A 25,326-nucleotide genomic window follows, 5' to 3' on the forward strand; every position below is an offset into this window, starting at 1 on the left:
GGGAGTGAGACACGCAAGGGGGTTCCTTCAATTGCGGATGAAGACGCCGTCGAGGAACACGACCTCGACATCGAGGCCGGTCGGCATTTCGACGACGGGCTGGTACTGCTCGGCCCGCTCGATCAGATATTTGGAGACCATGTCGCCGGACTGTGCGACGCCCTGACCAAGCCCGCCCTGGGCGATGTCCGAGGGTGAAAGCGTTGAGCGCTGACCGTTCACGCTGACCGTTGGCGAGGTCAGATAGGCCGAGGAGTTGGTCGAGAAGCCGCGCCCGAAACCGCCCAGCACGCCAGCGATGAAGGCCTGACCCACCAGATTGCCCGAGCGGTTGACCACGCGGCCACGCACGCCGGTCTTGCCGCCAAAGGCGATGAAGCCCTTGACCTCGCTTACCGCGACCTTGCCGCCCGGTTGCGGGCAGGTCATGCGCTGGAGCTTCACATAGACCTTCTCGGATGAGAGATCGGCGAGCGCCGCGCCATTGACCATGCAGCCCACGATGTTGGTCTTGAGCAGCTTGCCTTGGGCATAGACCGAGCGTGCGGGGCCGGTGATGCGCAGCACGACGGGCAGCGGGTCGGTCTGGCTCTTGGTGTTGGTCGTGGCATCGACGCCCACCACCACTTTGGCTGTCGCGATTGAATTGGGCGGCAGGTAATTCTCGCTGTCGGTGAACTGGGTCGTTTTGCCCGGCACCATGCGGGTACCCGTCCCGCCCGTATCTCCGCCGAAGGACAGTAGCTTCACTTCGCTCGCACGTAGCGCGCTGGCCGGATCGATAGCTGAGCGGGCCGGATCACCAGCGGGCTGCACCAGTGGCGATCCGCTGGGGATCGAGGAGGACCGCTGATAAGTCGGGGGTGCGCCCGTTCCATAAAGCGCGGTTGGCCCGGCGGTTGCCCGCTGCATCTGGGTCGAGAGCGCGGAAATCTGGGAGCGAAGCTGGTCGTTCTCGGTCTGATAGGCCGAGAGAACCTTGGAGCCATCGGTCTTGAGCGCCTGGTTCTGACCCTGCAAATCCTCGATCTGCTTCTGGAGCTGGTCGAGGCGGACGGAATCGCCCTGCAGCGTCTTGATCTGGTTCCCCTGCGTGGTGAGCTGGTTCTCCGAGAGGGCCATCCATTCCTTGTCGGCCATCGAGCGGTTGACCATGTCATCGGTCGAGATCTTGATTGCCTTGGGATCGTCCTTTTTCTCGGCGCTGCCCGTCTGGGGTGTGGGCGAGGCAAGAATCCACCACATGCCCGCCATCACCAGCACACCGCCCAGACCCCACATGGCGATCTGCTGGCGGCGGCGAGTGACGGCATTGCGGGCGAGATCATCGGCGCCGGTGGGCGACGCGGCGGAGCCGCCTTGCGTGGTGGGTGCGCTCATGGCTGACCTCCCACATCGGCGCTGCGCTGGACAATGAAGGCCGTGGTTGCTTCACCGGGGGCCAGACGCGGATTGGTGATGCTCACCGCGATGGCGTCAGCAGGCGCAACCTTGTCCGCGCTCAGAATAGCGGGCTTGGGGCCGCGATTGGTGATCTTGAGCAGCTTGCCGGTGTAGGAGGCCCCCACATATTGCCCGACCATCTGGACGACCAGCGTCTCGATGTTGACCGGCACTAGCGCGCGCCAGGTGATGTCGAAGCCTTCGACCGGCTTCTGGGCATACATGGCCGCGATCAGGCGGGCCGAGGCATCCTGCGCCGAGAGGCCAGCGGGCCATGTCTCACCGACCGGGTGCGGATGCTCGACATCTGCATTGGCGACAAACACCTGTCGGGCGTCCGAGCCACCCACGGCGCAGATGAATTTGTAGACGAAGCCTTTGCGCGTCGTCCCGAAGAAGGAGATGGTCGGCTTGGAAAAGCCATTCGCTACGGAAAGGTAGATGTCCCCGCGCAGCGGCTCGTTGACCACCTGAAAATCATCGGCAGGATTGGCTGCCTGCACCTTGGAGACCGAGGCGAACTGGTCACCTTTAAGCGAAATGCGGGTCAGATCCTTGGCCGAGGCCTCGCAGTGGACGGTGCCATTGTCGGCCACCAGCAGTGTCTGATCGGCATAAGCGGGCGCAGCACTCGCAAGGCCGACGCCGATCAGGGCGAGGCCAAGGGCGCGCTCAGCCCACCAAAGGCGCGGGGCAAGGCTTGCCCCTGCCGACAATTCCAGAATGGCCATGAAGGAAAACCCTTGTGGGATGGTACCGGGGAATGGGCCACTCACGGCGTTTCCTCCGGCTTGGCGATCATCCCGAAGCCTTTGAGCTTCAGGGAGACGCCGTTGTAGGTCCAGGTGAAGCGGAAGGTGCGATGCTCGGAAGTAACCTCTTTGGAGGCGACGACGGTATGCAGCGTGCCGCCCACCGTGCTGGTCAGCTTGTCGGGATCGACGTGCATCGCATCGAGCGTGAAAAACTGGGTGATCTGCGAGCCTTGCTGCTCGGCCACCACCTTCATCAGTGCCTTCTTGACCTCGCCGCGCGCCTGCTCGTCAGTCACTTCGAGGATGGAATCCATCCAGTAGGTCAGGCTCTGGGGCGAACGATTGAGCGCGACCATCGCCACATCGCGGGTCACCATCTCAAGATAGTCAGGCGAGACCTTGGCGCTGGTCAGCGTGAGCGGGGTGCGCAGGGTCGGGACCAGCACGACCTCGCGGTCCTTGTGGCCGGCAGAGACCACGCTGCCGACCGCAACGAGGCCTAGAACCAGCGAGAGCAGCGCCAGGCCGTTGCGCTGGCGCAGGATGCCTTGCGATTTGTCGTGGGCGAGATCGATGTCCATCTCAGCCCGCCAACACGCGAAGATGGGACGGCGGGAAGCTCTTCATGGCGAAAAACTCGCCAGGAAGGTGCCAGTATCCAAAATGCAGGATCCAGGCCATCGAGCGTCCGGCGCGGAGTTTGCGATAACCGAACCAGGCCACGGTGGAGAACACCAGCCCGATAACGATATGCGAAGCCAGAATGCCCCAGATGAAGGGGGTGACCATCACCAGGAACTCATCCAGCGTCCAGAACCCGATGAGTTCGGGGTCATCCAGATGTTTGGGGATCGCATAGCGTTCCATCGCTGCCCGCCGTCACAAGAGTTTGTGGGGGATCGGGCCGGTCTGCGCGGGGGTGTGGGAGGGGCAAGTTCCCCGCGCAGCCGACCTTCTCGTCAGATGGTCGCGGTGACCATCGCGGTGACGATCGGCACGCCGGTGCCAGCGGCAACGCCCGTGCCGACCGGCACGGCAACCTGCGCCAGCGAGAAGCGACCGGAGGCCAGACCGACGATGCCGCCAGCCAGGCTCAGCACGGTGATCACCTTGCCGCCCGAACCGGACAGGAAGTTGGTGAACTGCGTCAGCGCGGTGTTGAACGAGGTGTCGGTGCCGGCAAAGGCGGCGCCCGGGCCGAGTATGGCCGCCGCCACTACAGCGACGCCGAGATAGGGCAGGATCGAGGCGCATTTGGGCGCCGGCAGAGCAAGGGACGTCATGGGGTAAGTCCTTTCGAGAGGGCCAGGAATGATTTGTTTCCTGTGCCGAACCGAAGGCTCCGCCAGACGGGGACTCACCGACAAGTCGGCTCCCGCCAAATTGGCGCTAAATCAAGTAAATTTCTGAGCTGGAGCGTATGCTCGAACTGATTCGGCCCACAGGGGGTTTCTGATGCGCCCAGCATGGGGCGCAAACGAAGCTGGACCGGTTTCGATCTGGCACATCAATGGGCGCAAAGCGCCCATCTTTGGGCTGAAATCTTGGGGAAACAGGAGTTTGACATGGGGGCTGTCAATGAAAGAGGAACAGACAGGGGATAGTCATCAGCCGCGATCCCAGACCGCGCATCGCTTGAAGATGAGCCCGGCGGCATTCCGGGCGCTCAGCTTGGCGCTGCACAATCTCTCCTCGCGCGAGCTTGAGCTTTGCTCACCCAGACGCCTACTGACCACGGTGCTATCCTCATCAAGGCGCGAAATATTTCATATACCTTTGAGTAAGTTGGATGGCATTTGCCATCATGACGCTCTGGTTGGCGAGGTGGCGATCAACATCCGGATCGATTCCAGAATCAATGATCGGCTGCGTGATTTTCGTGACGATGCGGGCCGTAGGTTAGGCCGATCGGTCAGCGTGATCGAGGCGATCAACGCTTGTGCCCATGTGCTGAACGAGGGTCTTTGAGCCAAAGCAACGACTTTGCCTGAAACTTGACAAAGGTCGCCCTCCCGCGCCGGTATTGGTTAACGCTGCAGCGCGCCGAGGAGAGCTATGACCGAACCTATCACTCCACCTGATGACTATACTATAGTATCCCAAGAAGGGGCCCCCTTGTTATCCGACGCGCCGGTTTCCGGGAGCCATTGCGCCTTGCTGCGGGACCGAATTAACCGCGATGGCCGGTCATTGGCAGAAATCGCTTCATTGGCGGGGATGAGCCGCCGCCAGCTTGGACGTCTCCTTGACGGCCAGAAGCCTTTACGCCTCATCGATCTCAAGCGGCTATCGGCTATCGTCGGGATTGATGCCGCCAAGGCGGTCATTGCCATTGAGGTGATCGGTGATTGGAGCGCTTATGATGAGCCAGTGCTGGAGATCCTCATCCGGATGCTGGCACCCGTTTTTAAGAAGGTGGATGCCAGCGCCGATTTCCCGATGGAGCCTTTGTCAGAGGCGGCTGAAGAAAAGTTCACGACATGGCTCGCTGAGATACTGGTCACCAACCAGAAGCAGATCAGACAGCGCCGTGATGAGTTCGTGAAACTTCCCACCCTCTGAACCCCCCTCGGCCCGCACAGCAAGGGCAAACGGCTGCATTCCCTTCGGGTCGCCAGCAGCCGCAACGAAATGAGGGGTGCCAGAGCTATTCCCTGAGTGGCATGGGCGCGGAAAGCTGCCTTTGCATTGTCACCAGAATGTTCGATACATAGTGGATCGTCTCAGTGATGCGGGGCACACGGCCTGTCGCCCGCACGCGGCCTGCGCCAGCATTATAGGCGGCCAGAGCCAGATCGAAGCGGCCGAATTCATCGAGCAAAGCGCGCAGGTAGCGCGCGCCGCCGCGCATGTTCTCGCGCGGGTCGAGGATGTTGCGCACGCCCAGGATACGGGCGCTGGCGGGCATGAGTTGTGCGAGGCCCGTTGCGCCCTTTGGGCTGACGGCGACTGGATTATATCGACTTTCCTGGATGATGAGGGCGTCGAATAGATGTACCGGCAGCCCCGCTTCGCAAGCGGCCTGAGCCATGGCCGGATACCATATGGCGCGGCGTCGCTCGGCATCTCGGGGGAGGTGAGGGCTGGGGGCGTAAGGCCTGTTTTCGCATTGGCTTTGTTGAAGCATAGTATCGACAGGCGATTGGGGGGAGTCTGGCCTATCCCTGTTGGTTTTCTGAGTTAACGCCCGGACGTGGTGCGCTCTGGTATCAGCCTGAGCCAGGGATTTCTTCGACCCGAGCGCTTCGAAATCGTCGACCAAGCCACGGATCTCTTCGGGGTTGGACTGATGGCCTCCGGTGACTGGACCTATCGACCTAATTACAAACGGTATCTGATCACCGTTCGCAGGGCTGAATGCCTGGAAGTTCACCCGCTGAGCATAGGTTCCGGGAGCTATGGCCATCGACAGAGTGCCGGCCAGCAGAAATCTGAAAATCATTACCCAATCCCAATGAAGGGGGCCGGGTTCGGTTATCGCATAGGCATCATCCCAGTTCGCCGAGCTTTTGCAAGCCTTGCAGCGATAGGTTGACAAGCGACAAGTTGAGCGTTTGCTACATTTCCAAGGTTGGTCTGTGCCAATCCAATTCCAGGTCGGGTCGACGCTGCAATCGCCCCAGAGCCGACATTCATGGGCTTTGGCCGGGGCATCCGAACCGGTCATTGATTCAGGGTCATTGCGGCAAACCGGAATGGTGTTGGCTGGAACAAAACGGCTGTTCGTCGCGTCGGGAGTCGCCGACAAGAGGAGGCGGATAACTGCTCGCACGGCGCGATGCATGGTGCTGCCATTCATTAATTCTTCTCGAAAATAAAATCCTCGCAGTGAGCGATTGCAGCCATCGGCACGCGGCTCGCCATCTTGAAATGTTCTAGATGCGTTCGCATTTTAAGGAGGCGTTTACCGAAAGGGGGTGTGAGGTGCGACAGCTCAATGTTGAGAACGAACTCCGCGACGTTGTTAGCCGGATCATCCTGCAGGTCGAGTTGGCGACCGCTCAAGGGCGCACGGATATCAACCTCGCCCTTGAGGACGCCTTCATTCCAATCCTGAAGTCCGTGTTCAACCTCCCCCATCTCATCAACCTCAATCGGAAGCAGAAAAATTTTCCTGGCATCGATCTGGGCGATGACTACGATCGCATAGCCTTCCAGGTGACGTCCACGACCGCCTTGGAGAAGGTGAAATCCACCGTCACCCAGTTCATGAGCCGGTCCTATTACAACACGTTCGACGAGCTTTACGTCCTGATGCTCGGCAGGAAACAGGCGACGTACAGTCAGAGTGCCGTGGACGCGCTGTTGACGTCCGACTTTTCCTTCGATTGCAAGAAGCACATCATCGATCTTGGCGATATCCTCCGCATGGTGGGCGGATTGCGCCTAGCCGCACAAGAAAGGGTGCTCACGGAGTTCAAGCACATTCTCGGGGAGGTGGACGCCTTCAACAGCATCAGGGCCGAGACTATCGAAGCGCCCACGGCGATCACCACGAACCTCCAGCAGATCAAGCTCCCGAACGCGATCTATGTCGCGGAACTGACGATCAACGACAAGGAAGTCATCGCCCGGGCGAAACAGGAGCTGAACTACCGCGGATACGCGAAGAGCCGCAAGTCGGTCGTCAAAATGGCGCTCCTCCTAAATGACGTGCTTACGGACGCGTGGATCTGCTATGACAATAAACTGTTCTCGTTCATCGACATCCAGGCCAGCGACCTCATCAGCATCGTGGACGAGGGCACCATTGAGCGGCTGGACGTGGCTGATCTGGCCGACTCCGACGAGGTGGACAACGTGAACATCCTCAAGCAGCTTCTTTGGGCAGAGACTCGGCAGATGCTGAAAGGGCGTAATGTCCGATCGCATCCGAAGGACGGCTTCTTCTTCTTTGTGCCGGACGAGGATGGGCAAGAGCTGCGAAAGGAGTCCTGGGTTGGCAAGGCTAGCGCGAGCCGGACTGTATACGCGGTCAAGTACCAGAAGAAGGATCCGGAAAAGGTTCTGTACCATCAGCACCTCTCGTTCGACGTCACCTTTTCGAAATTAGGCGGAGAGTGGTTCGCGCAGATCGTGCCGAGCTGGTACTATTCCTATGATGGCTTCAACCGGTCTTACTGGCATGAGAAGTATCTCTCGAAGCAAAAGCGCCTTGAGCTGAATCTCAGCGTCAGGAACGCGGTCCGCTTCGTGGCCTTCTTTCTAGCGAACAGCAGCGGCGCAGACGGGGGCGAAGAGATGCCGCTCGAATTCGGGTCGCTGCTTCAATTCGACGTGGGCGGGGAAGCCGATGAAACCCTCGATGAGGGCGACGTCTCCCTCGCTGACTATGATGACGATGCGACCGACGAGGAGGTGGCGGCATGAAACTGACGACGCTCGCAGAGCCTTTACTCGAGTTCGGTACCGGCACGCACATTTGCCCACGTACCGGCATCGAGCACATGGGGGTATACGACAAACGCGATGAGTTGCGTCGGACAGAGCTCCGGATCGGGGTCGTGGGCCGGGGCGAAGGCATCGATCTTCTCGATGAATGGCTTGAGAAATGCCGCGATGGCGTGGAGCGCAAAGCGGAGTCGCAGCTCCTCAATCTGTTTCGCGGCTTTGGCGGTGTGAACCAGAGCTATGGCTTCCTAACGCGGCTGATCAACTCGCCCCAATATACTCGGACATTAAAGAAGTCGGACATCACCGGGATCGTGAAGCTCTCATCCCGCGCCAGCCGTGTAGAGAGAGCTGTGGAGCTCTACTACGAACAGATCAGGTTTCTTGCCGAGAACAGATCGGTGGACGTCATCGTCTGCGTGATGCCGAACGAGATGTTCGACTCCATAACTACGGCCGCCAATGACGACGAGAAGGATGAAAGCGAACTCGAACACAACTTTCGGCGGACCCTGAAGGCCAAGTGCATGCATCTCGGCACCCCTCTGCAGCTGGTGCGTGAGAAGACGATCCTGATCACCAAGTTCGCCGGTGATCAGCAGGATCCCGCCACCAAGGCATGGAATTTCTGTACCGCCCTCTACTATAAGGGCAACCGCACCATTCCTTGGCGGCTTGTGGAAGACACGGCCAAGCTGCGGTCATGCTATATCGGCATCGGCTTCTACAAAAGCCGGGACGGTGAGACCGTGTCGTCTAGTCTAGCGCAGGTTTTCGACGAATTCGGGCACGGGATCATCCTGCGCGGCACGCCCGTGTCGATCGATAAGAGGAACCGCCATCCCTATCTTAGCGAGGATCAGGCATACGAACTACTGCGCAACGCACTGGAAGAATATGACCGCGCGCTTGAACACATGCCTGCGCGGATTGTGATCCACAAGTCGAGTCGCTTCCGGGATGGTGAACGCAAGGGATTCCTGCGCGCGCTCGAAGAAAAGGGCATCCGGTCGAAGGATTTCGTTGCGATCACGGACACCGACGTTCGCCTCTTCAGCGACAAAAAATATCCTCCGAAGCGCGGAACGCTCCTCTCCTTTTCGGAAACAGAGGGCATCCTTTACACGCGTGGCACGGTCGACTTCTACAAAACCTATCCAGGGCAGTATGTGCCGAACCCCTTGAAGGTCACGGTTTACGAGCAGGATTCATCACTAGAGAGCATCTGTCACGAGATTCTGGGACTTACAAAGATGAACTGGAACAACACCCAGTTAGATGGACGCCTGCCGATTACGCTCGAATGCGCCAATAAGATCGGCGACATCATGAAGTATGTGAGCGTCAACGAAAAGCCGCAGGTCAGCTACAGCTTCTATATGTGATGTCATAGGATGGATGTGTTGCGTTGTCATCGCCGTCATGCCCTGACACGGATACGCTGACGCAGGCGTTCATAGATTGGCACTTCCGCCTCGTGCGAAATTTCAACAGTCACTGCAAAGGACTGCTGGCCCTCATCACCGGCCCAGCCACCGGCACATCGCACCACAAGATAGTAATTGTCGCCGTAGCCTCGGATATTGCGCGAGAAGCTGACACTGGCACTTTGCAGGCTCGATTTTTCCCGCACTGTCGAATTGGGCAATAGCTTGCAGTTATAGCGGTCTTCCATCTCGGGGAACGGAGCTTCATCGGCTGTACGCCGTCGGAAATGCTCGAAGATCATGTCGGGCTCACAGCCCCTAATGAGCCGGAAGCCCATCGATACACCATTATAATCGAGGCGACTGTGGCGCACAGGCGGATCGAAAGCCAGGCTCACCCGGATGGTGCGGCGGCCCCGTTCGGTCTGGAACAACTCAGGGATAGGTATCTGGTATACTGCAAAATGATCGATCGCGAGTTCATCCTCGGCATAGAGGATCACTCGCGAGTCATTAGAAAAGGCAGCACGTTCTGCATCGACGCGTCCATGACCGAATAGCGCCCGACCAGCTGTATCTCCCAGGGGCGCCAGACGACGGACGCTCTCAGGCGGCGCGACCGCGCTCGTGGCGAGTAGGGCGCGAACGAGGTTGGCAGAAGCATCGGGAAAGCGTGTCAGGATCTGACTTGCCTTGAACGCAACGAGAGGCGCGGCATGGGATGTGCCTGATCGCGCCGCGAAGAGCCGGTCGACAGGACGGTAGTGGAGCGACATCACGCCGGCTTCGGGCCGTACTTCACCGCCCTGGAGGGAGGCGGTAGGGCCATCGTAAATCAGCGTACCACCAATGTCGGTAAAGTCGGGTTTGATCGCACCGCGCACGCCAGGACCAGCGCGCGAGAATGGCGAAGGCTCCAACGCTTCGGTGATTGGACGCACCCCAACATTGTCCTGAGCGCGGGCGCTAAGCCCGTTGCCATGCGCGACGGAACCAACAGTGACGATGTTCATGCCACCGGCCGGTTCGCACAGCCGGTTTTCCGGCTCCATGAGGTAGCCTGGATAGCCTGTGACGGACTCTTCGATGCGCATTCCGCGCCGTGGCTGACGGTTGCCGGCCGCGACGATTATGATGATATCCAGTTCGCGGACCAGTTCATCGAGCGTCTGCGCCCATGGGCCAACCTTGCCGCCCTCGACGACCTTGGTCCGATCACCCAGCGAAATGACGAAAATCCGGCAACCGAATTGCTCATGGAGGCCGGTTATCGCCTCGCGCATCAGCTTTGGCGTGAGACGTCGGTTGGGGAAATTGCCCGTGTGGTCGATCACCTTGGCTGAACACAGGCGCGCGTGCCGGACCAGTTCTCCAGCACCCAATTGCGCACGCAGATCGCCGAAGGTCGCGATGCCACCGACAAAGGTTCCATGCCCATGATCATCGGCTGTACCCAGCGTATCCGGCACGGCGATCGACCCGACTATGATATCCTCAATCAAGGGATGGTCATTGATCCCGCTGTCGATGATCCCGATGAGCGGCGCATTCTCGTCGAGATCCTCCACATCCGGCACATCGCCCAGCGCATCATCGATGTGTTGCGCTGCGAGCAGATCCGGCTCGGGAGGCAGATCAACCTCGGCGATTTCCTCAATTGACAGAAGGGCGCGCGCAATTGCGCCATCGCATTGAAGCCGGACTAGCGTGAGATTGGGGCCGATATGCCGGTCGAGCTCCTCGGCGCCTCGCGCCTCGGCATATCGAACAATGTCGTCGATCTTGCGCTCGCGCAAGGCCCGGCTCCCAAGATCCCAGAGCTCGATATCAACCGTGTATGCCTCGCCGACCTGGAAATCATCGACATCGACCAAGCCCGTTTCGCGGGCACGCATGCCAATGCGATCGCGCGGCGCGACTTCGGCAATCCTCTCCACATTGGCGATGAATGAAGAGAAAGCCGGGTTCTGCCGGCCGGGCTGGACACCCTGGCCATAGGCATCGAGCTTGCGTTGGAACTCCGTCAGTTCATCGTTTGAGGAGAATAGGACGAGCGTGCGATCCTCATCGCTCGAAAGAACGGTCAGGCCGACGCGATTCCATTCCTCCTCGAGCAAAGGCCCGCTCATCTGGACCCGTAGGATCAACGACGGGTCTACAGCATCGGGGCGCCGACGCTGGCGCTGGGTGGCTACAGCCTGACCAAGCTCCTGGCCAAGGCGATCACTGTGCCCGCGCGGATTGCGCTGGGGAGGAGGCCCACCGCCACCGTTCTTGCGACGGGGCAGACGCTCGGGCAGCCGCAACAGCTGCAGGTGATCATAACGCGCCACGCGGCGGAGGTCAGGCGGTCATTCGGTCGGCTCTGCGCCGGCGGCGTCGTTCATCGGCAATGGCATGAAGGAAATCCTGCTCCCTGACCTGTTTTCGTTTGTCGATCACCGACGCCTTGATCGCCTGGACGCAGATGCGATCCAGCTCGGCATAGGAATAGCCCGAAAGCTCTCCGATATGTGCTTGCGGGTCGAAAGCCAGCGCGACATTCTTGAACTTCATCGCGAGGAAACGCGCGATCATGCGGGTCTCCGGTGGATCGAACCATATCACCTCATCGAAGCGTCGCCAGATAGCCGGATCAAGCGATTGATCGAGATTGGTGGCTGCGACCAGAAAACCCTTGGGCTCGATCCGGTCGATGAAGATCAGCAGACTGTTGACAACACGCCGCAGCTCATTGTGCTCGCCACCGTCCTCGCGGGCGCGGGCCAGCGCATCAAATTCGTCAAAGAAGAGGACTGTGGGCTGCTTGCGAGCAAACTCGAACAGTTTGCGGACATTGGTCGCGGTCTCGCCCAGATAGGAGGAGATCAGACGGTCAAGCTTGACGATGTAGAGCGGCATGCCGAGTTCGGCTGCAAAGATCTCAGCGCAGAGCGTCTTACCGCAACCCGGAGGGCCGCAAAACAGCAGCTTGGAACGGACCGGTAAGCCCCGACGGCGGACATCATCGGCCCGCCGAAACTCCCGCAGAAGATCGAGGAAAATACGGATATTCTCACTCGACAGGATGATATCCTGCTTGTTGTGCGTCGGCTCCACCAGTTCGATGAAGTCGGCTGCGGCTTCAGGGAAGGGAATGAGCGGCGCAAGCGCCTTGGGTTTAGTCGGGCGCGATGGCGCTGCATCGAGTGAACGGCGGAGTGAGCGCGCGAGTACGCGATTGTTTTTCTTCTCTTCCTCACCGATGATCTGCTCGGCAACGGCACGGAACTCCTCGTCCTTGCCGTAACTCGCCAGCAATTTCTTCATCAGTTCGCCGCGCGCCATGGGTTCGTATACGCCTTTCCTTGTGTGACAAGCATAGCTGGATTTCCTGAATCTGCCATGATTTCTTGCATGAAATCATGGCAGATAGTGCTGCCTGTCTTACTGTAGCGACTTAGGTCGTTCCCGATCCATCACCAGAAGGATGATAAGTGGTTGCCAGTCCACGCAAAAGCCGTCCTTTCAGAGCGGCAGCTATCCGCCCTTGGCAGTTTGAAACCTGTCATTCCGGTTCGTCCGCCCTTATAGACCTTCGCTGCCATCTCCATCGACATACTCTGCTCGACCATCACGGCGAACGATCCAGCGACCGAATTTCCTTTCAGCCTGATCGACGATCCAGACTGGCAGCAGGAGAGAGGCAAAGAGGGTTGCGGTGGTTTTGACCTCGAAGAGGCCTTTGAAAAGGGCGAGGGCTAAGGCGATGAGGGCCAAGGTCGCGGCCCCCAGTGCGATGGCTTTGACGATGCCAATGTACCTCGGGAGCAAGTGATGACGGACGCGTTCCAATTCATCCTTTGTCCGCATCATTTCCTGCCGCAGAGCGAGGCGATCAGCCATCAGCTTTTCTATCGGCGGGTTGACGGCCTTCATTGCGGCTAGGAGGCGTGCGTCTGCAATTGGCGGTAACTGGTTGTCGTTCATGTCAGGCGCTCAGGGCAAAAATCTTCTCGCTCATGGCGGGGCTGATCTCGCCATGTTCCAGCAGGTATTGGAATAGCGCGCCACCGAGTTTGATGAGCGCGTCCTGTTCCACATCATCGCCTCCGCGGCTCAGGAAGGCCCAAGCGGTCGCGATTGAACGGGCATAGATGCTGTCTAGGCTCTCAGCATCAGGTCGGCCTTCGCCGGTCAGAAGCCAATTTGCGCTGACGCCATAGACTTGGCTGAAGGCAAGGATCGCCGAGGCCGGAGGCTCACGCCCCTTTTCATAATTGACCAAGGCGCCGTGCGAGATGCCGATCGCTTCGGCGACGTCGGTCTGCTTCAGCCCCTTGGCCTTACGGATCTCCAGAAAACGCGCGCCGATGCTCACACAGCACCGCCGCACGATTCAGTCTTGACGAAACTCACAAACATGAGTTACTCCATCCATTGTGAGTTTCTGCCAAACTCCAATCTCAAACTACTACAGAGGTGAAAGTCATGCAATTGCTGACACTCCCCAAACTGGCCGCTCAAAGCGGCTGGCCCGAATCTCGTATTCGACGGATGGTCGCTCGAAAGCAGCTTGCCCACATCCGCGTGAATGGCCGGCTCATGCTGCCGGAGACGGCAATCGACGACTACGTCGCGAAGCATTTTGTCGAAGCAAACGGCTCCGGATCGGCTCAGCCTGCCGGGGCATAGCTGTCGCCAGGATCGAAATCAGATCAGTCGTGACCAGAGGAGGACCTCGATGCGAGGTGCCGACTACAACGAACCGCTTGGAATCGAGCGCGTGTCTATCAGTCAGGCAGTTCAGATCTCCGGTCTGAAGATGCGGACGCTCCAAAATCTCGCTGCCCAAGGTGTCATTCCCGGTGCTGCCAAGCCGGCAGGCCGCTGGACCTTCGATATTGCCCAGCTGCGGCAATGGGCGCGGCAAACACCGGAAAACACACTGCCATGCCGAAAAACATCTTCATTCGTAACGGCGTCTACTGGGGCCGTTTCCAGGTCGCCGGACGTGAGTACCGCAAATCTCTACATGTCCGTGTTGAACCAGCGCGGCGGGCGGAGGCAAAGGCGGCCCAAGCGCTAGAACGCATCCGCGCCCAGATCGAAGACGAGATACGCCATGGGATTACGCCGCCCAAACTATGGGAAGAAGCGGTGATCGCATGGCACGAGCAGGCGCATGCCTCGCTCTCTGAGAAAGCGCTCAAGCGCTATCTGGTTAGCTTGAATCAGTGCCGATCTTGGCTGGATGGGAAGGCGATCCATCAGATCGACGTGGCAAGGCTGCGTGATATGCTGAAAGGGCGGCGAGCGTTGGGTTTGAGCAATGCTACACTCAGGCGCGACCTTACAGCAGTTTCCGCGGTGCTGACCGTGGCGCAGGATGAAGGTTGGATCGAGGACAATCCAGCTCTCATGATCAATCGAAAACGGATGCCTGAGCGGCGAGATCCGATTATGCTGCCGACTGATGCTTCTATTGATGCCATGCTCGAGGAACTCCCCCCCAAAGTCGCCGACATATGCGCTTTCGCGATCGAGACCGGCATGCGTCAGGATGAGATCGTGCAACTCGACTGGAATTGCATAGACCTGGGGCGCAGCATCGCCACGATACATAAGACCAAGGGTAGTAAGCTGCGCGCCGTGCCTTTGACGAGCAAGGCCATTGCGATCCTCAAGCGGCAGCCAAAGTCGCCCCATTCGCTCATCGTCTTTCACCGGTCGGATGGCCAAACGATGGATTGGGTTTCCACTCAGTTCGGAAAAACAGCCCGACGTTTGGCAAAGGCCCCGGCACAAAAACCGGCACAGGGGTCGGCACAAAAGTCGGCACAGTCCCGGCACACTTTTGTGCGCTTCAGATTCCACGATTTGCGGCATCTTTTCGCGGTCAGATACCTGCAAAATGGCGGCTCAATCTACGCACTTCAGGGGATTATGGGTCACACCAGCGTCAAGACCACAGAGATCTATCTGGCCTACCTGACGCCCGATCAGCAGCTCAAGTCCAAGATGGGGTAGGCACAAAAGTCGGCACAGCGCCAACGGTTTTACGCCGGGTGGCGCCAAGAGCGAGGAAAGAGGCTGATGAAAAAATGGCCTAAATCAACAATCTTGGCGGAGACGCCGGGATTCGAACCCGGGGTACCCCAGTTAGGGTACGACGGTTTAGCAAACCGCTGGTTTCAGCCACTCACCCACGTCTCCGGATCGCAGCGGCGAAGCGCGTCTATAGCGGGGGTGTTCTGGTCCGGCAAGGGGGGGAGGCGAATTAATTGAGCCTCCTTGCATTTTCTCTCCGCCTCCTGTGCGAAGGGGCCGAATTTCGGGCTTTTTGCGTGGTTTGATGCCTGTGGATGGCGATGAAACAGGGCAAAAGATGGGGCCAAATGACAGGCGTGCGGGTTGCAGAGGTTGAATTCAGCTTGGCGTAAGGCGTAAACTGCAACAAGCCGGAAAACAGTGCGTTACATTTGTAATGCGCTTGGGCGCGATGGAGGAGGGCGTGATGAGGGACAAGGCAATCAAGGTGGCGCGCAAGGGGTTTTCAGCCTGTGCCAAGGCTGGCCTGCTGTTGGCTCTGATGGGCAGCGCGACGCTGGCGCAGGCGCAGAGTAACAATCCGGTCGATGCCGATCTGGTGCGCGGTGGAGAGGCGCCGCCGCAAATCCGTCAGGCCCCCGCCGGAACCAGTTTCGCCACCCCCAGCGATATGCCCGCCGCGCAGGAAGCGCCCGCCAGTCGTCCGATCACCGTGCCGGGCAATGTGCCCGAAGGCGTGCCCGCCAATGACCGCACCTATCGGGGTGATGATCTGATTGGCGCTGCCGAAGGCGTGTTTGGCAAGGGCGCGAAGGGGCTGGCCTCGGTCATTCAGGAGATTTTGAAAAAGCAGGGCCTGCCCAATGCCTATATCGTGGGCCGTGAAGTGGGCGGGGCCTTTGCCGTGGGACTGCGCTATGGCTCGGGCACCTTGTTCCACAAGACCGAAGGTCAGCGCGATGTCTATTGGACCGGCCCTTCGATCGGTTTCGATGTGGGCGGCAATGCGGCCAAGACCTTTGTGCTGGTCTATAATCTCTATGACACTGAAGATCTTTACCACCGCTATGGCGCGGGCGAAGGGCAGGCCTATGTGGTGGGCGGCTTCAACGTCAGCTATCTGCGGCGCGGAGACAAGGTGTTGATTCCGGTCCGTCTGGGCGTGGGGATGCGTCTGGGGGTCAATGGCGGCTATATGAAGTTTTCCAAGAAACAGAACTGGCTGCCTTTCTGATCTAACCTTTCCGAATCTGGCGCGCAGAGGCGGTTGCGGGACATAATCGCAACCACCCTGCGGTCAGAGGGGCTTTCAGGCTTGCCCCGACTCGGGCGAGAGCGTAAGGGCCGCCCCATTATGCTCAACAACCTGCAACAACAGCCCGCCGACGCGCTGCTCGCGCTGATCAAGCTCCACAATGCGGACCCGCGCGAGGACAAGATTGACCTCGGCGTGGGCGTCTATCGCACCGACACCGGGGCCACCCCCGTGTTTGCCTCGGTGAAAGCGGCCGAAAAGCTGCTGCTCGATACGCAGGATTCCAAGGCCTACCTTGGCCCTGAAGGGGATATGGGCTTTGTCCATGCGCTGATGCCCTATGTGTTCGGCGCGGCCAACCCCAGCTTTGATGGCCGTATCGACGGCATGCAGGCCCCCGGCGGCACCGGCGCTGTGCGTCTGGCCGTGGCTCTGGCCAAGAAGGCAGGCGTGACCGCCATCCACATGGGCACGCCCAGCTGGCCCAACCATGCGCAGATCGCCGCCGACGTTGGCGTGGCGATCAAGGGCTTCAACCATGCCACCAAGGCTGGCGTGGCCGATATGGACGCGCTGCGCGCCACGATCGCGGCTGCCGAAGCGACCGACGCCATCATGCTGCATGGCTGCTGCCACAACCCCACCGGCATTGATTATACCGAAGCCGAATGGGACGAAATCGCCGCCCTGATCGCGGCCAAGGGCATCCTGCCGATCCTCGATCTGGCCTATCAGGGTCTGGGCAAGGGTATGGAAGAAGACGCCTATGGCGTGCGCCGCGTGCTGGCCGCTGTGCCCGAAGCGCTGATCGCCTATAGCTGCGACAAGAACTTTGGCTATTACCGCGACCGCGTTGGCGCGCTTTACGTGCTGACGGAAAGCGCTGCAGAGACCGCCAAGGTGCTGTCGAACGGTGCCGGTCTGGCCCGCGCAGCATGGTCGATGCCGCCAGATCACGGCGGGGCAGTGGTGCGTCTGATCCTGTCGGATGCGGAACTGACCGCTTCCTGGCTGGGCGAGCTCGACGATATGCGCGCCCGCATGAATGAAGTGCGTGCGAAGCTGGGTTCTGCCGGTGTGCAGGGTTCGGTGGACTTCGCGCCCTTCGGCACCCAGAATGGCCTGTTCTCGATCGTTCCCCTGAACGGTGAGCAGGTTCTGGCCATGCGCGAAAAGCACGGCGTTTATATGGCCGGTTCGGGCCGTATCAATGTTGCCGGTCTGACCATGGGCAATATCGACAAGTTCATCGCTGCTGTGGCGGATGTGACGGCTTAATTATTGGGGGGGGCTTCTAGGAGCCTCCGGCGGGCCAAGGGACTCGTCCCTTGGCAATCCCTTTATAAAAAGCGCTTCGTTGGAAAACGGGGCGCTTTTTTTAAAGCCCTGCGGCGCTTCTAGGTTTGCCCTTTCTGCGCCGCAGGCTTTCAATATTCAGGCTGTCGGCCAATGTGTCTGACATGGCGCCACCCATTAATGGGAGCGCGAGGGACGAGTCCCTCGCATCATATCACCCCTTCAACGCCTGCATCCGCTTCAGGTACCGCGCCAGCACATCGATCTCCAGATTGACCTGCTGCCCCACGGCCCATTCGCCCGCATTGGTGACCTTGCCGGTATGCGGGATGATGTTCAGCGCGAAATGGCAGGTACCATCGGCCTGATCGGCTATGTCATTGACGGTGAGCGAGATGCCATCGACGGTAATCGAGCCTTTTTCCGCAATATAGGGCGCCAGATCGGCGGGGGCGGCAATTCCCACCCGCGTTGAATCGCCTGCGGGGCACAGGCCCACGATGGTCCCCACGCCATCGACATGGCCGGTCACGATATGCCCGCCCAGTTCATCGCCCAGTTTCAGTGCCGGTTCCAGATTGAGCACGGTGCCCGCCGCCCAACGACCGGCCACGGTGCGGGCAATCGTCTCGCCCGAAATGTCCACGGCGAACCATGCGTCACCGGCCACCCCGCCCTTGTCCACCACGGTCAGGCATACGCCCGAACAGGCGATGGAGGCGCCCATGGCAATCGTGTCGGGATCGAACGGGCAGGTGATGCGGGCGTGGATATGGTCTTGCCCGCTGGACTGGGTGATCGTGCCAAGGGCGGTGATAATGCCGGTAAACATGAAGGAACAGCCTTTTAGATTTATAGGGCTTCGTAGACTTCTAGCACATCTTTGCCAAGCAGGCGGCGGTCGGTGGCGCGCCAGCGGCCATGGGCATTGGCCAGATGGGCAAGGCCCAGATCGGCAACCCCGCCACGACCCGCCCCGATCAGGATGGGCGCACGATAGAGCAGCAAGCGATCCACCAGACCCGCCCGCAGGAAAGCGGCAGCGGTTTGCGCTCCCCCCTCGACAAACAGATATTGCACATCCGCCATACCATGCACCGCCTCTGGAGAGGGCAAGGCATGCCAACCTTCTGGCACTGCCCCGTCCGTCAGCACCCAGCGTTCAGGGCTGCAATGTTCCAGACCCGCGAGCCTGACGTCCAGCCTTGGCTGATCGGCCCGCAACGTGCCGCCGCCCACCAGAATGGCGTCGGATTGGGCGCGCATCACATGGGTATGGGCGCGGGCTTCGGGGCCTGTAATCCATTGGCTCTCCCCATTGGCCAGCGCGAGGCAGCCATCCAGCGAGAGCGCGAGTTTGAGTGTGATATGGGGGCGGCCCTTGATCCGCTGCATCAGATAGCCCGCCAGACTGGCGCGGGAGGCGGGGCAGTCAACCAGCGTGACCGCAATCCCTGCCGCCTCCAGTCTGGCTATGCCCGCGCCTGCGGTGCGTGGATCGGGGTCGGTGCAGCCGATCACCACCCTCGCCACGCCAGAGGCTGCGACCAGATCGGCACAGGCAGGGCCGCGTGTGGACTTGTGCGCGCAAGGCTCCAGCGTGACGTAAAGTGTTGCCCCCCGAGCATCCACGCCTTCCAGCGCCACTGCTTCGGCATGGGGGCGCCCGCCCGCCTGCGTCCACCCACGAGAGATCACCACCCCGTCGCGGACCAGAATCGCCCCCACGCCGGGGTTGGGGCGCGATAGCGGCCTTGCCCGCCCCGCCAGTCGGGCCGCAGCCTCCAGCCAGCGCCGATCCTGCGGTAATGGGCCCATCCTACTTGGCGGCTTTCACGGCGGCCATATGGTCGGCCTCGGCCTTTTGCGCCTTGGCTTCGGCCTCGCGTTGAGCGGCGGCTTCGCGTTCGATCTTGTCGGTGTCCATGCCCGAAATCTTGCCCAGCATGCGATAGAGACGCTTGGTCTCCTCCTCCGCTTCGGCGCGTTCCTTGGCGCGTTGTTGCTTCACGCGCTCGAACACCAGATTGCTGGCCTTGATTTCCTCGTCGCTGCGATCGGCGCGCCAGCTGTTGATATAGGTGATGCCCGGCATGCGCGGCGGGGCGCGATGTTCTTCGCGGATGATCAGCGAGAGCACCGAGCCGCTGGCCACCAGCGCCGCCAGCGCATAGCCCCAGCGCGCGCGCCCTGCCGCCTGCCATACGGCGACAAAATCGGCCACCGCGCCGGTGGGCGAGACATCTTTCCACATCGATTTTTTGCGTTTGAACACCATGGCCTGCCAGATAGGCGCGAATCACGCCCCGCGCCAGTGGGAGTCTCAGGGCAGTACGCTATAAAGCCCGCGTCCGTTTTGTTTCAGCCAGAGATTGGTGGCGGCCACATCCCCTTCAAACAGGCGGGCGAGGCAGGCGTGAAAGGCGGGCGAATGGTCGAAATGGATCAGATGGGTCACCTCATGCGCCACCACCGCGCGGCGCACCGTATCGGGTGCCATGATCAACCGCCAGTTGAGCCGCACCGCCCCCGTCGAGGAGCATGAACCCCAGCGCGCCTTGGCATTGGACAGGGCCAGCGGCGGCGTGGGCAGGTCAGCGCGGGCGGCGTAAAAGGCCAGATCCTGCGCGAAACATTCCTTCGCCTGCGCATGCAGCCAGCGGGTGACGCGGGGGCCTAGCCCCTCGGCAGGGCCACCCACGATCAGCCGGTCGCCCTCAAGGCGGATCCGGCGCGGGGCGTCTGCTCTGTGGGTGATGAAGACAGTTTCCCCGCGAAAGGGCAGGGCTGTGCCATCACCCATCTCCACCGGCTTGGCAAAACGGGCTTTTTGCTGGGCCAGCCAATCGGCGCGGCTATGGGCAAAGCGCAAGGCTTCGGCGGTGGGCAGCCATTTGGGAATGGTCAGCCGCACCTCGGCCCCGTCGGGCGACAGGCGCAGGGTCAGGCGCTTGGCTTGCGGCAGGCGGCGCAGCACCACCGGCACGGGCTCGCCATGCAGGGTAATCGTAGGCTCCGGCTGGGCTTTGCGGCGCAGCCAGTCGATCACTCGTCCTCTTCCTCGATTTCCATCGGCGCCATGCCTTCGGGCCAGATGATATGCTGGTGCAAAGGGCCCGCCATGCCTTCGGGGATCGCCGCCCCGCGCACGCTGACGCCGGCCTTATGCACGCCCTCGCGGTCGCCGCTCAGCAGATAATGCCAATCGGGCAAAGGCAGATTGTCGGCGCGCAGGCGATAGGCGCAGGTGGTGGGCAGCCAGTCGAGCTTTTCCACATTGCGGCGCGTCAGTTGGATGCAATCGGGCACATGGGATTTGCGATGCTTGTAATCGCTGCATTGCCCGCTGCGCAGGTCGAGCAATTTGCAGGACACATTGGTCATGTAAATGTCGCCGGTGTCCTCATCCTCCACCTTGTGCAAACAGCATTGGCCGCAGCCATCGCACAGGGCCTCCCATTCTTCCTTGTCCAGCTTGGCCAGTGGCAGGGTCCAGAATTGCGCTCTCATTTCACCCAATGCTCCAGATCCTGCGCCACGCCCTGCGGCCCCTTGTCCAGTGTCAGCATGGTGATCGGTTCGCCCTGTGGCCCCATCAGATAGGCAATGCGGCTATGGTCCATCAAATAGCCGCCTGCGGTGGCCTTGCCCTTGGCATAATAGGCGGCGAAGGCCTTGGCCGCCACATCCACCTGCGCCGCGCTGCCGGTCAGGCCGATCAGGCGCGGCGAGAAAGCTGCGGCAAACTGGCCCACCACCGCAGGCGTATCGCGCGCGGGATCGATGGTGATGAAGATCGGGCGCAGCTCATCGGCCTGTTTGGCATGGGTCTTGGCATAAAGATCCAGCCCGCGCATCGCCACCGCCACATCGGTGGGGCAGGCATCGGGGCAGAAAGTATAGCCGAAATAGACAATGCGGTAATGGCCCGCAAAATCGCTCCAGCGCACTTCCTTGCCGGTCTTGTCCACCAGCGTGAAGGGCCCGCCGATCGCCGCGCCCGCCAGCGGGGGCTGATCGGCCGCAGGCTTGCCGCTGCAAGCGGGCAGGATGAGCAGTGCCGCCAGCGCGGCGAATAGCGCGGCGGGGCGTGATGAACGAAAGGGCTTGGTCATAGCGCATTGGTTCATGCTCTGCTAAAGCCTTGGTTGCAAGACGCAGATCATGGCCTTGGGGTGCAAGGGCCGGATCATCAAAGGAGATTGATACTGTGACATCGGGCCGGGTTACATCGGGCAAGGCTATTGGCGGGTGGAAAATCGCCTTTGCCGCCGCGCTCGCTTTTGGAATGGTAATGCCGAACCCCGCGGCGGCCCAATTTTCCAAAAGCTATGAATTTCTGGAAAATGTGCGCAAGAAGGAAGGGCAGAAGGTAACCGACACCCTGTCCGAACCGGGCAGCCAGATGGTCAATACCCGCGACATCACCACCGGCGATACCGCGCTGCATATTGTCACCGCGCGCCGCGATGCCATCTGGATCAGCTTTCTGCTGGCCAAGGGCGCCGATCCCAACATCCGCAACGTAAAGGGCGAAACGCCTTTGGTGGTGGCGGCTTCCTATGGTTTTGGTGAAGGCATTGAATTGCTGATCGCGGGCGGGGCGCGGGTGGATGAGCCCAATTCTACCGGCGAAACGCCGCTGATCTCCGCCGTGCATCGCCGCGATATTGCGATGATGCGCGTGTTGTTGAAGGCGGGCGCCAATCCCGAGCGCGCCGATAGTTCGGGCCGCAGCGCCCGCGATTATGCCAAGCTGGACCGCAGCGGCAATCTGTTGCAGGAAATTGACGCCAACGCCAAGAAGACCGGTGGAGCCGCCCGCTCCTATGGCCCCTCGCTGTGACTCAAATCGCTCTGACAGGACATTTGTGATGACCGACACGCCTCTGGCCGATCTCAGCCTTGAAGACCTGCGCATCGCGCTGGCGCCCGCCGTGGCGCGGGCCGCGGTGTTTGACGGGTGGAGCGAGGAGGCGGTGCGTTCCGCCGCCTTGGAACAGGGTGTGGACGAGGCGGTGGCACTTTACGCCTTTGCCGATGGGGCGATGGCGATGATCACGGCATGGACCGCCCATATTGACGCGGCGATGGTCGAGGCTCTGCCAGCGGAGATGCTGGCGGGGCTTTCGATCCGCGAAAGAATCCGCCGCCAGATCCGTTTCCGTCTGGAGGCACAGGCGGGCATGGAGGAAAGCCTGCGCAGCGCTTTGTCGATCATGGCGCGGCCGCTGAATGTGGCGGCCGCGGCCAAGCTGGCATGGCATAGCGCCGATCTGATGTGGCGTCAGGCGGGCGACCGCGCGGTGGATTACAACCATTACACCAAGCGGATGACTTTATCGGCCATTTATGCCGCGTCCTTGGCCGTCTTTATGGATGACCATAGCGAGGACAAGGCTGAAAGCTGGGCCTTCCTCGACCGGCGGATTGAAGGCGTGATGCGGTTTGAAAAGCTGAAAAGCCAGTTGACCCCCAAGTCGAACATGCATTTCAGCCCGATGCGTCTGTTGGGCCGTTTGCGCTATCCCGCCCATTGATTTGGATCTGGTATTGCGAGTGAGTTGCAATTCAGGGCACAGTCTGGCAGTCAGTTTTCCATGGACTCGCAAACGCCTCTCATGACGCTTGACGCCCTGCCGCTGCGGCGGCGGGCGCAGATTACCGCTGTCGACTGGTCTGCTTTGGTGGACGAGGAAGCGCGGCGTTTGCGGGCCTTGGGGATTGATGTCGGCGCGCAGATCACGGTCTCGCATCGCGGGATCTTTGCGGGCGCAGACCCCTTGGCGGTGCAGATCGGGCGGATGACCGTGGCCCTGCGCCGCGTCCATGCCCGCGCCATGCAGGTGGAAGCATTGTGAACGATTTTTCTCCGGTGACTTTGCGTTCCGCCGCTCTGGTGGGCAATCCCAATGCGGGCAAAAGCGCGCTGTTCAACGCGCTGACCGGTGCGCGGCAAAAGATCGCCAATTATCCGGGCGTCACGGTGGAGCGCAAATCGGGCCGCTTGGCCTTGCCCGATGGGGCGAGCGTGGAATTGACCGATCTGCCCGGCTCCTATGGTCTGGATGCCACCAGCCCCGACGAGGAAGTGACCCGCCGCGTCATCCTTGGCGAATTATCGGGCGTGGATGCGCCCGATGTGCTGGTGGTGGTGCTGGATGCCAGCAATCTGGAACAGCATCTGGTTTTCGCGCAGGAAGTGATCGCGCTGGGCAAGCCCTGCGTGGTGGCGCTCAATATGGTCGATCTGGCCGAACGGGATGGCTTGGTGCTGGACCCTACGGCACTGGAAAGCGCGCTGGGCGTGCCGGTGATTCCGACAGTGGCGGTACGTCGGCGCGGTCTTGCGGAATTGACGGCGGCGATTGCGGCGGCCCCTGCGCAAGGCCCAGCCCATCCGCGCGCGAAGCTGGATGAGGTTGAGCGCCGCATGGAAGCGCGCGCCATGGCCGAGGCGATGATCATTTCGGAAAGCGTGAAGCATCGCCTGCATTCGCGGGCCGATGAATTGCTGCTCAACCCGTGGTTGGGGCCAGTGTTCCTGCTGGGCCTGTTGTTCATCGTGTTTCAGGCGGTTTTCGCTTGGGCGGCGCCTTTGCAGGATGGGCTGGAAGGCTTGGTCGGCCTGTTGATCGATGCGGTGAAGGGGGCGATGCCCGCTGGATTGCTGCGCGATTTTATCACCGATGGCGCGCTGGCTGGTGTGGGCGCGGTGGTGGTGTTCCTGCCGCAGATCATCATCCTGTTCTTCTTCATCCTCGTGCTGGAAGCGACCGGCTATATGGCGCGGGCGGCCTTTATCATGGATCGCATGATGGCGGGCGTGGGCCTGTCGGGGCGCAGCTTCATCCCGCTGCTCTCCAGCTTTGCCTGCGCTGTGCCGGGGATCATGGCCACGCGTTCCATCACCGATCCCAAGGACCGGCTGACCACCATCCTGATCGCACCCTTGATGACCTGTTCGGCGCGGCTGCCGGTCTATGCGGTGATTATCGCCGCCTTTATCCCCAATCGTCCGGTGGGGCCGGGGGGCGTGATCGGCCTGCAGGGGCTGGTGCTGCTGGGGCTCTATGTGGCGGGTATTGTTGGCGCGATGGTGGTGGCTCTGGTGCTGCGCCGGTCTGTGACCAAGGGTGCAGCCAGCGGCTTCATTATGGAAATGCCCAAATATCAGCTGCCGCGCCTGCGCGATCTGGGTCTGGGCCTGTTCCAGCGCGCATGGATCTTCCTGCGCCGCGCGGGCACGATGATCTTCCATGTTACAATCATCCTGTGGCTGCTGCTCAATTTCCCCCGTGCCGAGGTGGGCAAGGATCAGGTGGATGCCTCTTTCGCGGGCCATATTGCCAATGGGCTGGCTGTTCTGGTGGAGCCGATCGGCTTTAACCGCGATATTGCTCTGGCGCTGATCCCCTCGATGGCCGCGCGCGAAGTGGCGGTGGCCTCGCTTGCCACCACCTATGCCGTGGCCAGCGATGACGAGGATGCCACCGCGCATCAATTGGCCAGCCAGCTCAAAACCCATTGGAGCCTGCCCACCGCTCTGGCCTTTCTGGCGTGGTTTGTGTTCGCGCCGCAGTGCATTTCCACCATTGCCGTGACCCGGCGGGAAACAAATGGGTGGAAATGGCCTGCCTTCATGCTGGCCTACCTCTTTGGACTGGCTTATGTCTTTGCCGGAATCACCTATTGGGCCGCTCTGGCTCTTGGGTTGTAAGGCATAAGA

At 60.7% G+C, this 25,326-nt stretch carries 28 protein-coding genes, 1 tRNA gene and 1 pseudogene; 13 read left to right on the plus strand and 17 right to left on the minus strand.

The features are described 5' to 3' along the window. Positions 1 to 27: 27 nt before the first annotated feature. From EOE18_RS10870 to EOE18_RS10890, 5 genes are all read right to left on the minus strand, one after another. Complete coding sequence (locus EOE18_RS10870; protein ID WP_127709372.1) at positions 28 to 1,380, minus strand: TraB/TrbI/VirB10 family type IV secretion system protein; 1,353 nt, start codon at positions 1,378 to 1,380, stop codon at positions 28 to 30. After that, positions 1,377 to 2,174: a type-F conjugative transfer system secretin TraK gene (locus EOE18_RS10875; protein ID WP_127709374.1), complete on the minus strand. Its 798-nt coding sequence runs from the start codon at positions 2,172 to 2,174 to the stop codon at positions 1,377 to 1,379. Before EOE18_RS10875 ends, EOE18_RS10870 begins: the two co-directional genes overlap by 4 nt. 41 nt (positions 2,175 to 2,215) lie before the next feature. After that, entirely contained in the window at positions 2,216 to 2,779 is a 564-nt protein-coding gene (locus EOE18_RS10880) for a type IV conjugative transfer system protein TraE (protein WP_127709376.1), read from the minus strand. A 1-nt stretch (position 2,780) separates the two neighbouring features. After that, complete coding sequence (gene traL, locus EOE18_RS10885; protein WP_008065174.1) at positions 2,781 to 3,065, minus strand: type IV conjugative transfer system protein TraL; 285 nt, start codon at positions 3,063 to 3,065, stop codon at positions 2,781 to 2,783. 92 nt (positions 3,066 to 3,157) lie between these two features. After that, positions 3,158 to 3,481, minus strand: coding sequence for a hypothetical protein (locus EOE18_RS10890; protein ID WP_127709378.1), 324 nt, complete (start codon positions 3,479 to 3,481; stop codon positions 3,158 to 3,160). A gap of 295 nt (positions 3,482 to 3,776) precedes the next feature. Between EOE18_RS10890 and EOE18_RS18800 the strand changes: the two genes are divergently transcribed. Together EOE18_RS18800 and EOE18_RS10900 are read left to right on the plus strand one after the other, a co-directional pair. Next, positions 3,777 to 4,166, plus strand: a complete 390-nt coding sequence (locus tag EOE18_RS18800; protein ID WP_246027393.1) for a hypothetical protein — start codon at positions 3,777 to 3,779, stop codon at positions 4,164 to 4,166. 87 nt (positions 4,167 to 4,253) lie between these two features. Beyond that, positions 4,254 to 4,760 carry a helix-turn-helix domain-containing protein gene (locus EOE18_RS10900; protein WP_246027394.1) on the plus strand — a complete coding sequence of 169 codons (507 nt, stop codon included), beginning with the start codon at positions 4,254 to 4,256 and terminating at the stop codon, positions 4,758 to 4,760. Positions 4,761 to 4,845: 85 nt separating this feature from the next. Here the strand turns inward: EOE18_RS10900 and EOE18_RS18805 are convergent, their stop codons facing one another. After that, on the minus strand, positions 4,846 to 5,997 hold the full coding sequence (locus EOE18_RS18805) for a lytic transglycosylase domain-containing protein (RefSeq protein WP_246027395.1): 1,152 nt from the start codon (positions 5,995 to 5,997) through the stop codon (positions 4,846 to 4,848). Positions 5,998 to 6,122: 125 nt separating this feature from the next. On the opposite strand from EOE18_RS18805, the gene EOE18_RS10910 reads away from it, so the two are divergent. After that, entirely contained in the window at positions 6,123 to 7,568 is a 1,446-nt protein-coding gene (locus tag EOE18_RS10910) for an SMEK domain-containing protein (RefSeq protein ID WP_127709380.1), read from the plus strand. After that, positions 7,565 to 8,974, plus strand: a complete 1,410-nt coding sequence (locus tag EOE18_RS10915) for an argonaute/piwi family protein (RefSeq protein ID WP_127709382.1) — start codon at positions 7,565 to 7,567, stop codon at positions 8,972 to 8,974. The genes EOE18_RS10910 and EOE18_RS10915 overlap by 4 nt, the downstream gene beginning before the upstream one ends. 35 nt (positions 8,975 to 9,009) lie before the next feature. Here the strand turns inward: EOE18_RS10915 and EOE18_RS10920 are convergent, their stop codons facing one another. The 4 genes from EOE18_RS10920 to EOE18_RS10935 form a co-directional block, all read right to left on the minus strand. Beyond that, positions 9,010 to 11,349 carry a S8 family peptidase gene (locus tag EOE18_RS10920; RefSeq protein ID WP_127709384.1) on the minus strand — a complete coding sequence of 780 codons (2,340 nt, stop codon included), beginning with the start codon at positions 11,347 to 11,349 and terminating at the stop codon, positions 9,010 to 9,012. A 10-nt stretch (positions 11,350 to 11,359) separates the two neighbouring features. Continuing rightward, on the minus strand, positions 11,360 to 12,343 hold the full coding sequence (locus tag EOE18_RS10925) for an AAA family ATPase (RefSeq protein ID WP_127709386.1): 984 nt from the start codon (positions 12,341 to 12,343) through the stop codon (positions 11,360 to 11,362). A gap of 240 nt (positions 12,344 to 12,583) precedes the next feature. After that, a complete protein-coding gene (locus tag EOE18_RS10930) occupies positions 12,584 to 12,985 on the minus strand; it encodes a hypothetical protein (protein ID WP_127709388.1) in 402 nt (133 codons plus the stop codon). 1 nt (position 12,986) lies between these two features. Then, positions 12,987 to 13,376, minus strand: coding sequence for a helix-turn-helix domain-containing protein (locus EOE18_RS10935; RefSeq protein WP_008068470.1), 390 nt, complete (start codon positions 13,374 to 13,376; stop codon positions 12,987 to 12,989). 110 nt (positions 13,377 to 13,486) lie between these two features. Between EOE18_RS10935 and EOE18_RS10940 the strand changes: the two genes are divergently transcribed. The 3 genes and pseudogenes from EOE18_RS10940 to EOE18_RS10945 all read left to right on the plus strand — a co-directional run bounded on the left by EOE18_RS10940 (position 13,487) and on the right by EOE18_RS10945 (position 15,025). Continuing rightward, complete coding sequence (locus EOE18_RS10940) at positions 13,487 to 13,690, plus strand: helix-turn-helix domain-containing protein (RefSeq protein WP_227711300.1); 204 nt, start codon at positions 13,487 to 13,489, stop codon at positions 13,688 to 13,690. Between the two features lie 49 nt (positions 13,691 to 13,739). Beyond that, positions 13,740 to 13,916, plus strand: a pseudogene (locus tag EOE18_RS19040) (hypothetical protein); the annotation flags it as partial. Between the two features lie 32 nt (positions 13,917 to 13,948). Beyond that, on the plus strand, positions 13,949 to 15,025 hold the full coding sequence (locus EOE18_RS10945; RefSeq protein ID WP_164852731.1) for a tyrosine-type recombinase/integrase: 1,077 nt from the start codon (positions 13,949 to 13,951) through the stop codon (positions 15,023 to 15,025). A 94-nt stretch (positions 15,026 to 15,119) separates the two neighbouring features. Here EOE18_RS10945 and EOE18_RS10950 read toward each other — a convergent pair. Further along, positions 15,120 to 15,211: transfer RNA gene (locus EOE18_RS10950), tRNA-Ser, on the minus strand. A gap of 301 nt (positions 15,212 to 15,512) precedes the next feature. On the opposite strand from EOE18_RS10950, the gene EOE18_RS10955 reads away from it, so the two are divergent. Together EOE18_RS10955 and EOE18_RS10960 are read left to right on the plus strand one after the other, a co-directional pair. Then, the gene (locus tag EOE18_RS10955) at positions 15,513 to 16,280 is read left to right on the plus strand and encodes a DUF1134 domain-containing protein (protein ID WP_246027396.1); all 768 of its coding nucleotides are present in this window, start codon (positions 15,513 to 15,515) and stop codon (positions 16,278 to 16,280) included. A gap of 120 nt (positions 16,281 to 16,400) precedes the next feature. Further along, the gene (locus tag EOE18_RS10960; protein ID WP_127709394.1) at positions 16,401 to 17,579 is read left to right on the plus strand and encodes an amino acid aminotransferase; all 1,179 of its coding nucleotides are present in this window, start codon (positions 16,401 to 16,403) and stop codon (positions 17,577 to 17,579) included. Between the two features lie 232 nt (positions 17,580 to 17,811). Here the strand turns inward: EOE18_RS10960 and EOE18_RS10965 are convergent, their stop codons facing one another. From EOE18_RS10965 to EOE18_RS10990, 6 genes are all read right to left on the minus strand, one after another. Beyond that, positions 17,812 to 18,429, minus strand: a complete 618-nt coding sequence (locus EOE18_RS10965) for a riboflavin synthase (RefSeq protein WP_127709396.1) — start codon at positions 18,427 to 18,429, stop codon at positions 17,812 to 17,814. Positions 18,430 to 18,449: 20 nt separating this feature from the next. Then, entirely contained in the window at positions 18,450 to 19,415 is a 966-nt protein-coding gene (ribD, locus tag EOE18_RS10970; protein ID WP_127709398.1) for a bifunctional diaminohydroxyphosphoribosylaminopyrimidine deaminase/5-amino-6-(5-phosphoribosylamino)uracil reductase RibD, read from the minus strand. Between the two features lies 1 nt (position 19,416). Then, entirely contained in the window at positions 19,417 to 19,851 is a 435-nt protein-coding gene (locus EOE18_RS10975) for a hypothetical protein (RefSeq protein ID WP_127709400.1), read from the minus strand. 69 nt (positions 19,852 to 19,920) lie between these two features. Beyond that, positions 19,921 to 20,646 carry a M48 family metallopeptidase gene (locus EOE18_RS10980; protein ID WP_127709402.1) on the minus strand — a complete coding sequence of 242 codons (726 nt, stop codon included), beginning with the start codon at positions 20,644 to 20,646 and terminating at the stop codon, positions 19,921 to 19,923. Then, positions 20,643 to 21,107: a YcgN family cysteine cluster protein gene (locus EOE18_RS10985; RefSeq protein ID WP_127709404.1), complete on the minus strand. Its 465-nt coding sequence runs from the start codon at positions 21,105 to 21,107 to the stop codon at positions 20,643 to 20,645. The genes EOE18_RS10980 and EOE18_RS10985 overlap by 4 nt, the downstream gene beginning before the upstream one ends. Next, positions 21,104 to 21,727, minus strand: a complete 624-nt coding sequence (locus tag EOE18_RS10990; RefSeq protein ID WP_127709406.1) for an SCO family protein — start codon at positions 21,725 to 21,727, stop codon at positions 21,104 to 21,106. The genes EOE18_RS10985 and EOE18_RS10990 overlap by 4 nt, the downstream gene beginning before the upstream one ends. A gap of 164 nt (positions 21,728 to 21,891) precedes the next feature. Here EOE18_RS10990 and EOE18_RS10995 point away from each other — a divergent pair, with 164 nt between their 5' ends. The 4 genes from EOE18_RS10995 (at position 21,892) to feoB (ending at position 25,317) form a co-directional block, all read left to right on the plus strand. Beyond that, positions 21,892 to 22,443 carry an ankyrin repeat domain-containing protein gene (locus EOE18_RS10995; RefSeq protein WP_246027397.1) on the plus strand — a complete coding sequence of 184 codons (552 nt, stop codon included), beginning with the start codon at positions 21,892 to 21,894 and terminating at the stop codon, positions 22,441 to 22,443. A gap of 28 nt (positions 22,444 to 22,471) precedes the next feature. After that, the gene (locus tag EOE18_RS11000; protein ID WP_127709408.1) at positions 22,472 to 23,137 is read left to right on the plus strand and encodes a COQ9 family protein; all 666 of its coding nucleotides are present in this window, start codon (positions 22,472 to 22,474) and stop codon (positions 23,135 to 23,137) included. An 81-nt stretch (positions 23,138 to 23,218) separates the two neighbouring features. Beyond that, entirely contained in the window at positions 23,219 to 23,458 is a 240-nt protein-coding gene (locus EOE18_RS11005; RefSeq protein WP_127709410.1) for a FeoA family protein, read from the plus strand. Further along, complete coding sequence (gene feoB / locus EOE18_RS11010) at positions 23,455 to 25,317, plus strand: ferrous iron transporter B (RefSeq protein WP_246027398.1); 1,863 nt, start codon at positions 23,455 to 23,457, stop codon at positions 25,315 to 25,317. The genes EOE18_RS11005 and feoB overlap by 4 nt, the downstream gene beginning before the upstream one ends. The last annotated feature ends 9 nt before the right edge of the window (positions 25,318 to 25,326 follow it).

Source organism: Novosphingobium umbonatum (genome assembly GCF_004005905.1).
GTDB lineage: Bacteria > Pseudomonadota > Alphaproteobacteria > Sphingomonadales > Sphingomonadaceae > Novosphingobium > Novosphingobium umbonatum.

Bases quoted from the DNA above. Each gene is read 5' to 3' on its own strand.
- EOE18_RS10915 (WP_127709382.1), top strand. From the start codon at position 7,565: ATGAAACTGACGACGCTCGCAGAGCCTTTACTCGAGTTCGGTACCGGC.
- EOE18_RS11005 (WP_127709410.1), top strand. From the start codon at position 23,219: ATGACGCTTGACGCCCTGCCGCTGCGGCGGCGGGCGCAGATTACCGCT.
- EOE18_RS18805 (WP_246027395.1), bottom strand. From the start codon at position 5,997: ATGAATGGCAGCACCATGCATCGCGCCGTGCGAGCAGTTATCCGCCTC.
- EOE18_RS10990 (WP_127709406.1), bottom strand. From the start codon at position 21,727: ATGAACCAATGCGCTATGACCAAGCCCTTTCGTTCATCACGCCCCGCC.
- EOE18_RS10965 (WP_127709396.1), bottom strand. From the start codon at position 18,429: ATGTTTACCGGCATTATCACCGCCCTTGGCACGATCACCCAGTCCAGC.
- ribD (WP_127709398.1), bottom strand. From the start codon at position 19,415: ATGGGCCCATTACCGCAGGATCGGCGCTGGCTGGAGGCTGCGGCCCGA.
- EOE18_RS10890 (WP_127709378.1), bottom strand. From the start codon at position 3,481: ATGACGTCCCTTGCTCTGCCGGCGCCCAAATGCGCCTCGATCCTGCCC.
- EOE18_RS10925 (WP_127709386.1), bottom strand. From the start codon at position 12,343: ATGGCGCGCGGCGAACTGATGAAGAAATTGCTGGCGAGTTACGGCAAG.
- EOE18_RS10985 (WP_127709404.1), bottom strand. From the start codon at position 21,107: ATGAGAGCGCAATTCTGGACCCTGCCACTGGCCAAGCTGGACAAGGAA.
- EOE18_RS10930 (WP_127709388.1), bottom strand. From the start codon at position 12,985: ATGAACGACAACCAGTTACCGCCAATTGCAGACGCACGCCTCCTAGCC.
- EOE18_RS10995 (WP_246027397.1), top strand. From the start codon at position 21,892: ATGCCGAACCCCGCGGCGGCCCAATTTTCCAAAAGCTATGAATTTCTG.
- EOE18_RS10945 (WP_164852731.1), top strand. From the start codon at position 13,949: ATGCCGAAAAACATCTTCATTCGTAACGGCGTCTACTGGGGCCGTTTC.
- EOE18_RS10870 (WP_127709372.1), bottom strand. From the start codon at position 1,380: ATGAGCGCACCCACCACGCAAGGCGGCTCCGCCGCGTCGCCCACCGGC.
- EOE18_RS10955 (WP_246027396.1), top strand. From the start codon at position 15,513: ATGAGGGACAAGGCAATCAAGGTGGCGCGCAAGGGGTTTTCAGCCTGT.
- EOE18_RS10960 (WP_127709394.1), top strand. From the start codon at position 16,401: ATGCTCAACAACCTGCAACAACAGCCCGCCGACGCGCTGCTCGCGCTG.
- EOE18_RS18800 (WP_246027393.1), top strand. From the start codon at position 3,777: ATGAAAGAGGAACAGACAGGGGATAGTCATCAGCCGCGATCCCAGACC.
- EOE18_RS11000 (WP_127709408.1), top strand. From the start codon at position 22,472: ATGACCGACACGCCTCTGGCCGATCTCAGCCTTGAAGACCTGCGCATC.
- EOE18_RS10900 (WP_246027394.1), top strand. From the start codon at position 4,254: ATGACCGAACCTATCACTCCACCTGATGACTATACTATAGTATCCCAA.
- EOE18_RS10975 (WP_127709400.1), bottom strand. From the start codon at position 19,851: ATGTGGAAAGATGTCTCGCCCACCGGCGCGGTGGCCGATTTTGTCGCC.
- EOE18_RS10880 (WP_127709376.1), bottom strand. From the start codon at position 2,779: ATGGACATCGATCTCGCCCACGACAAATCGCAAGGCATCCTGCGCCAG.
- EOE18_RS10940 (WP_227711300.1), top strand. From the start codon at position 13,487: ATGCAATTGCTGACACTCCCCAAACTGGCCGCTCAAAGCGGCTGGCCC.
- traL (WP_008065174.1), bottom strand. From the start codon at position 3,065: ATGGAACGCTATGCGATCCCCAAACATCTGGATGACCCCGAACTCATC.
- EOE18_RS10875 (WP_127709374.1), bottom strand. From the start codon at position 2,174: ATGGCCATTCTGGAATTGTCGGCAGGGGCAAGCCTTGCCCCGCGCCTT.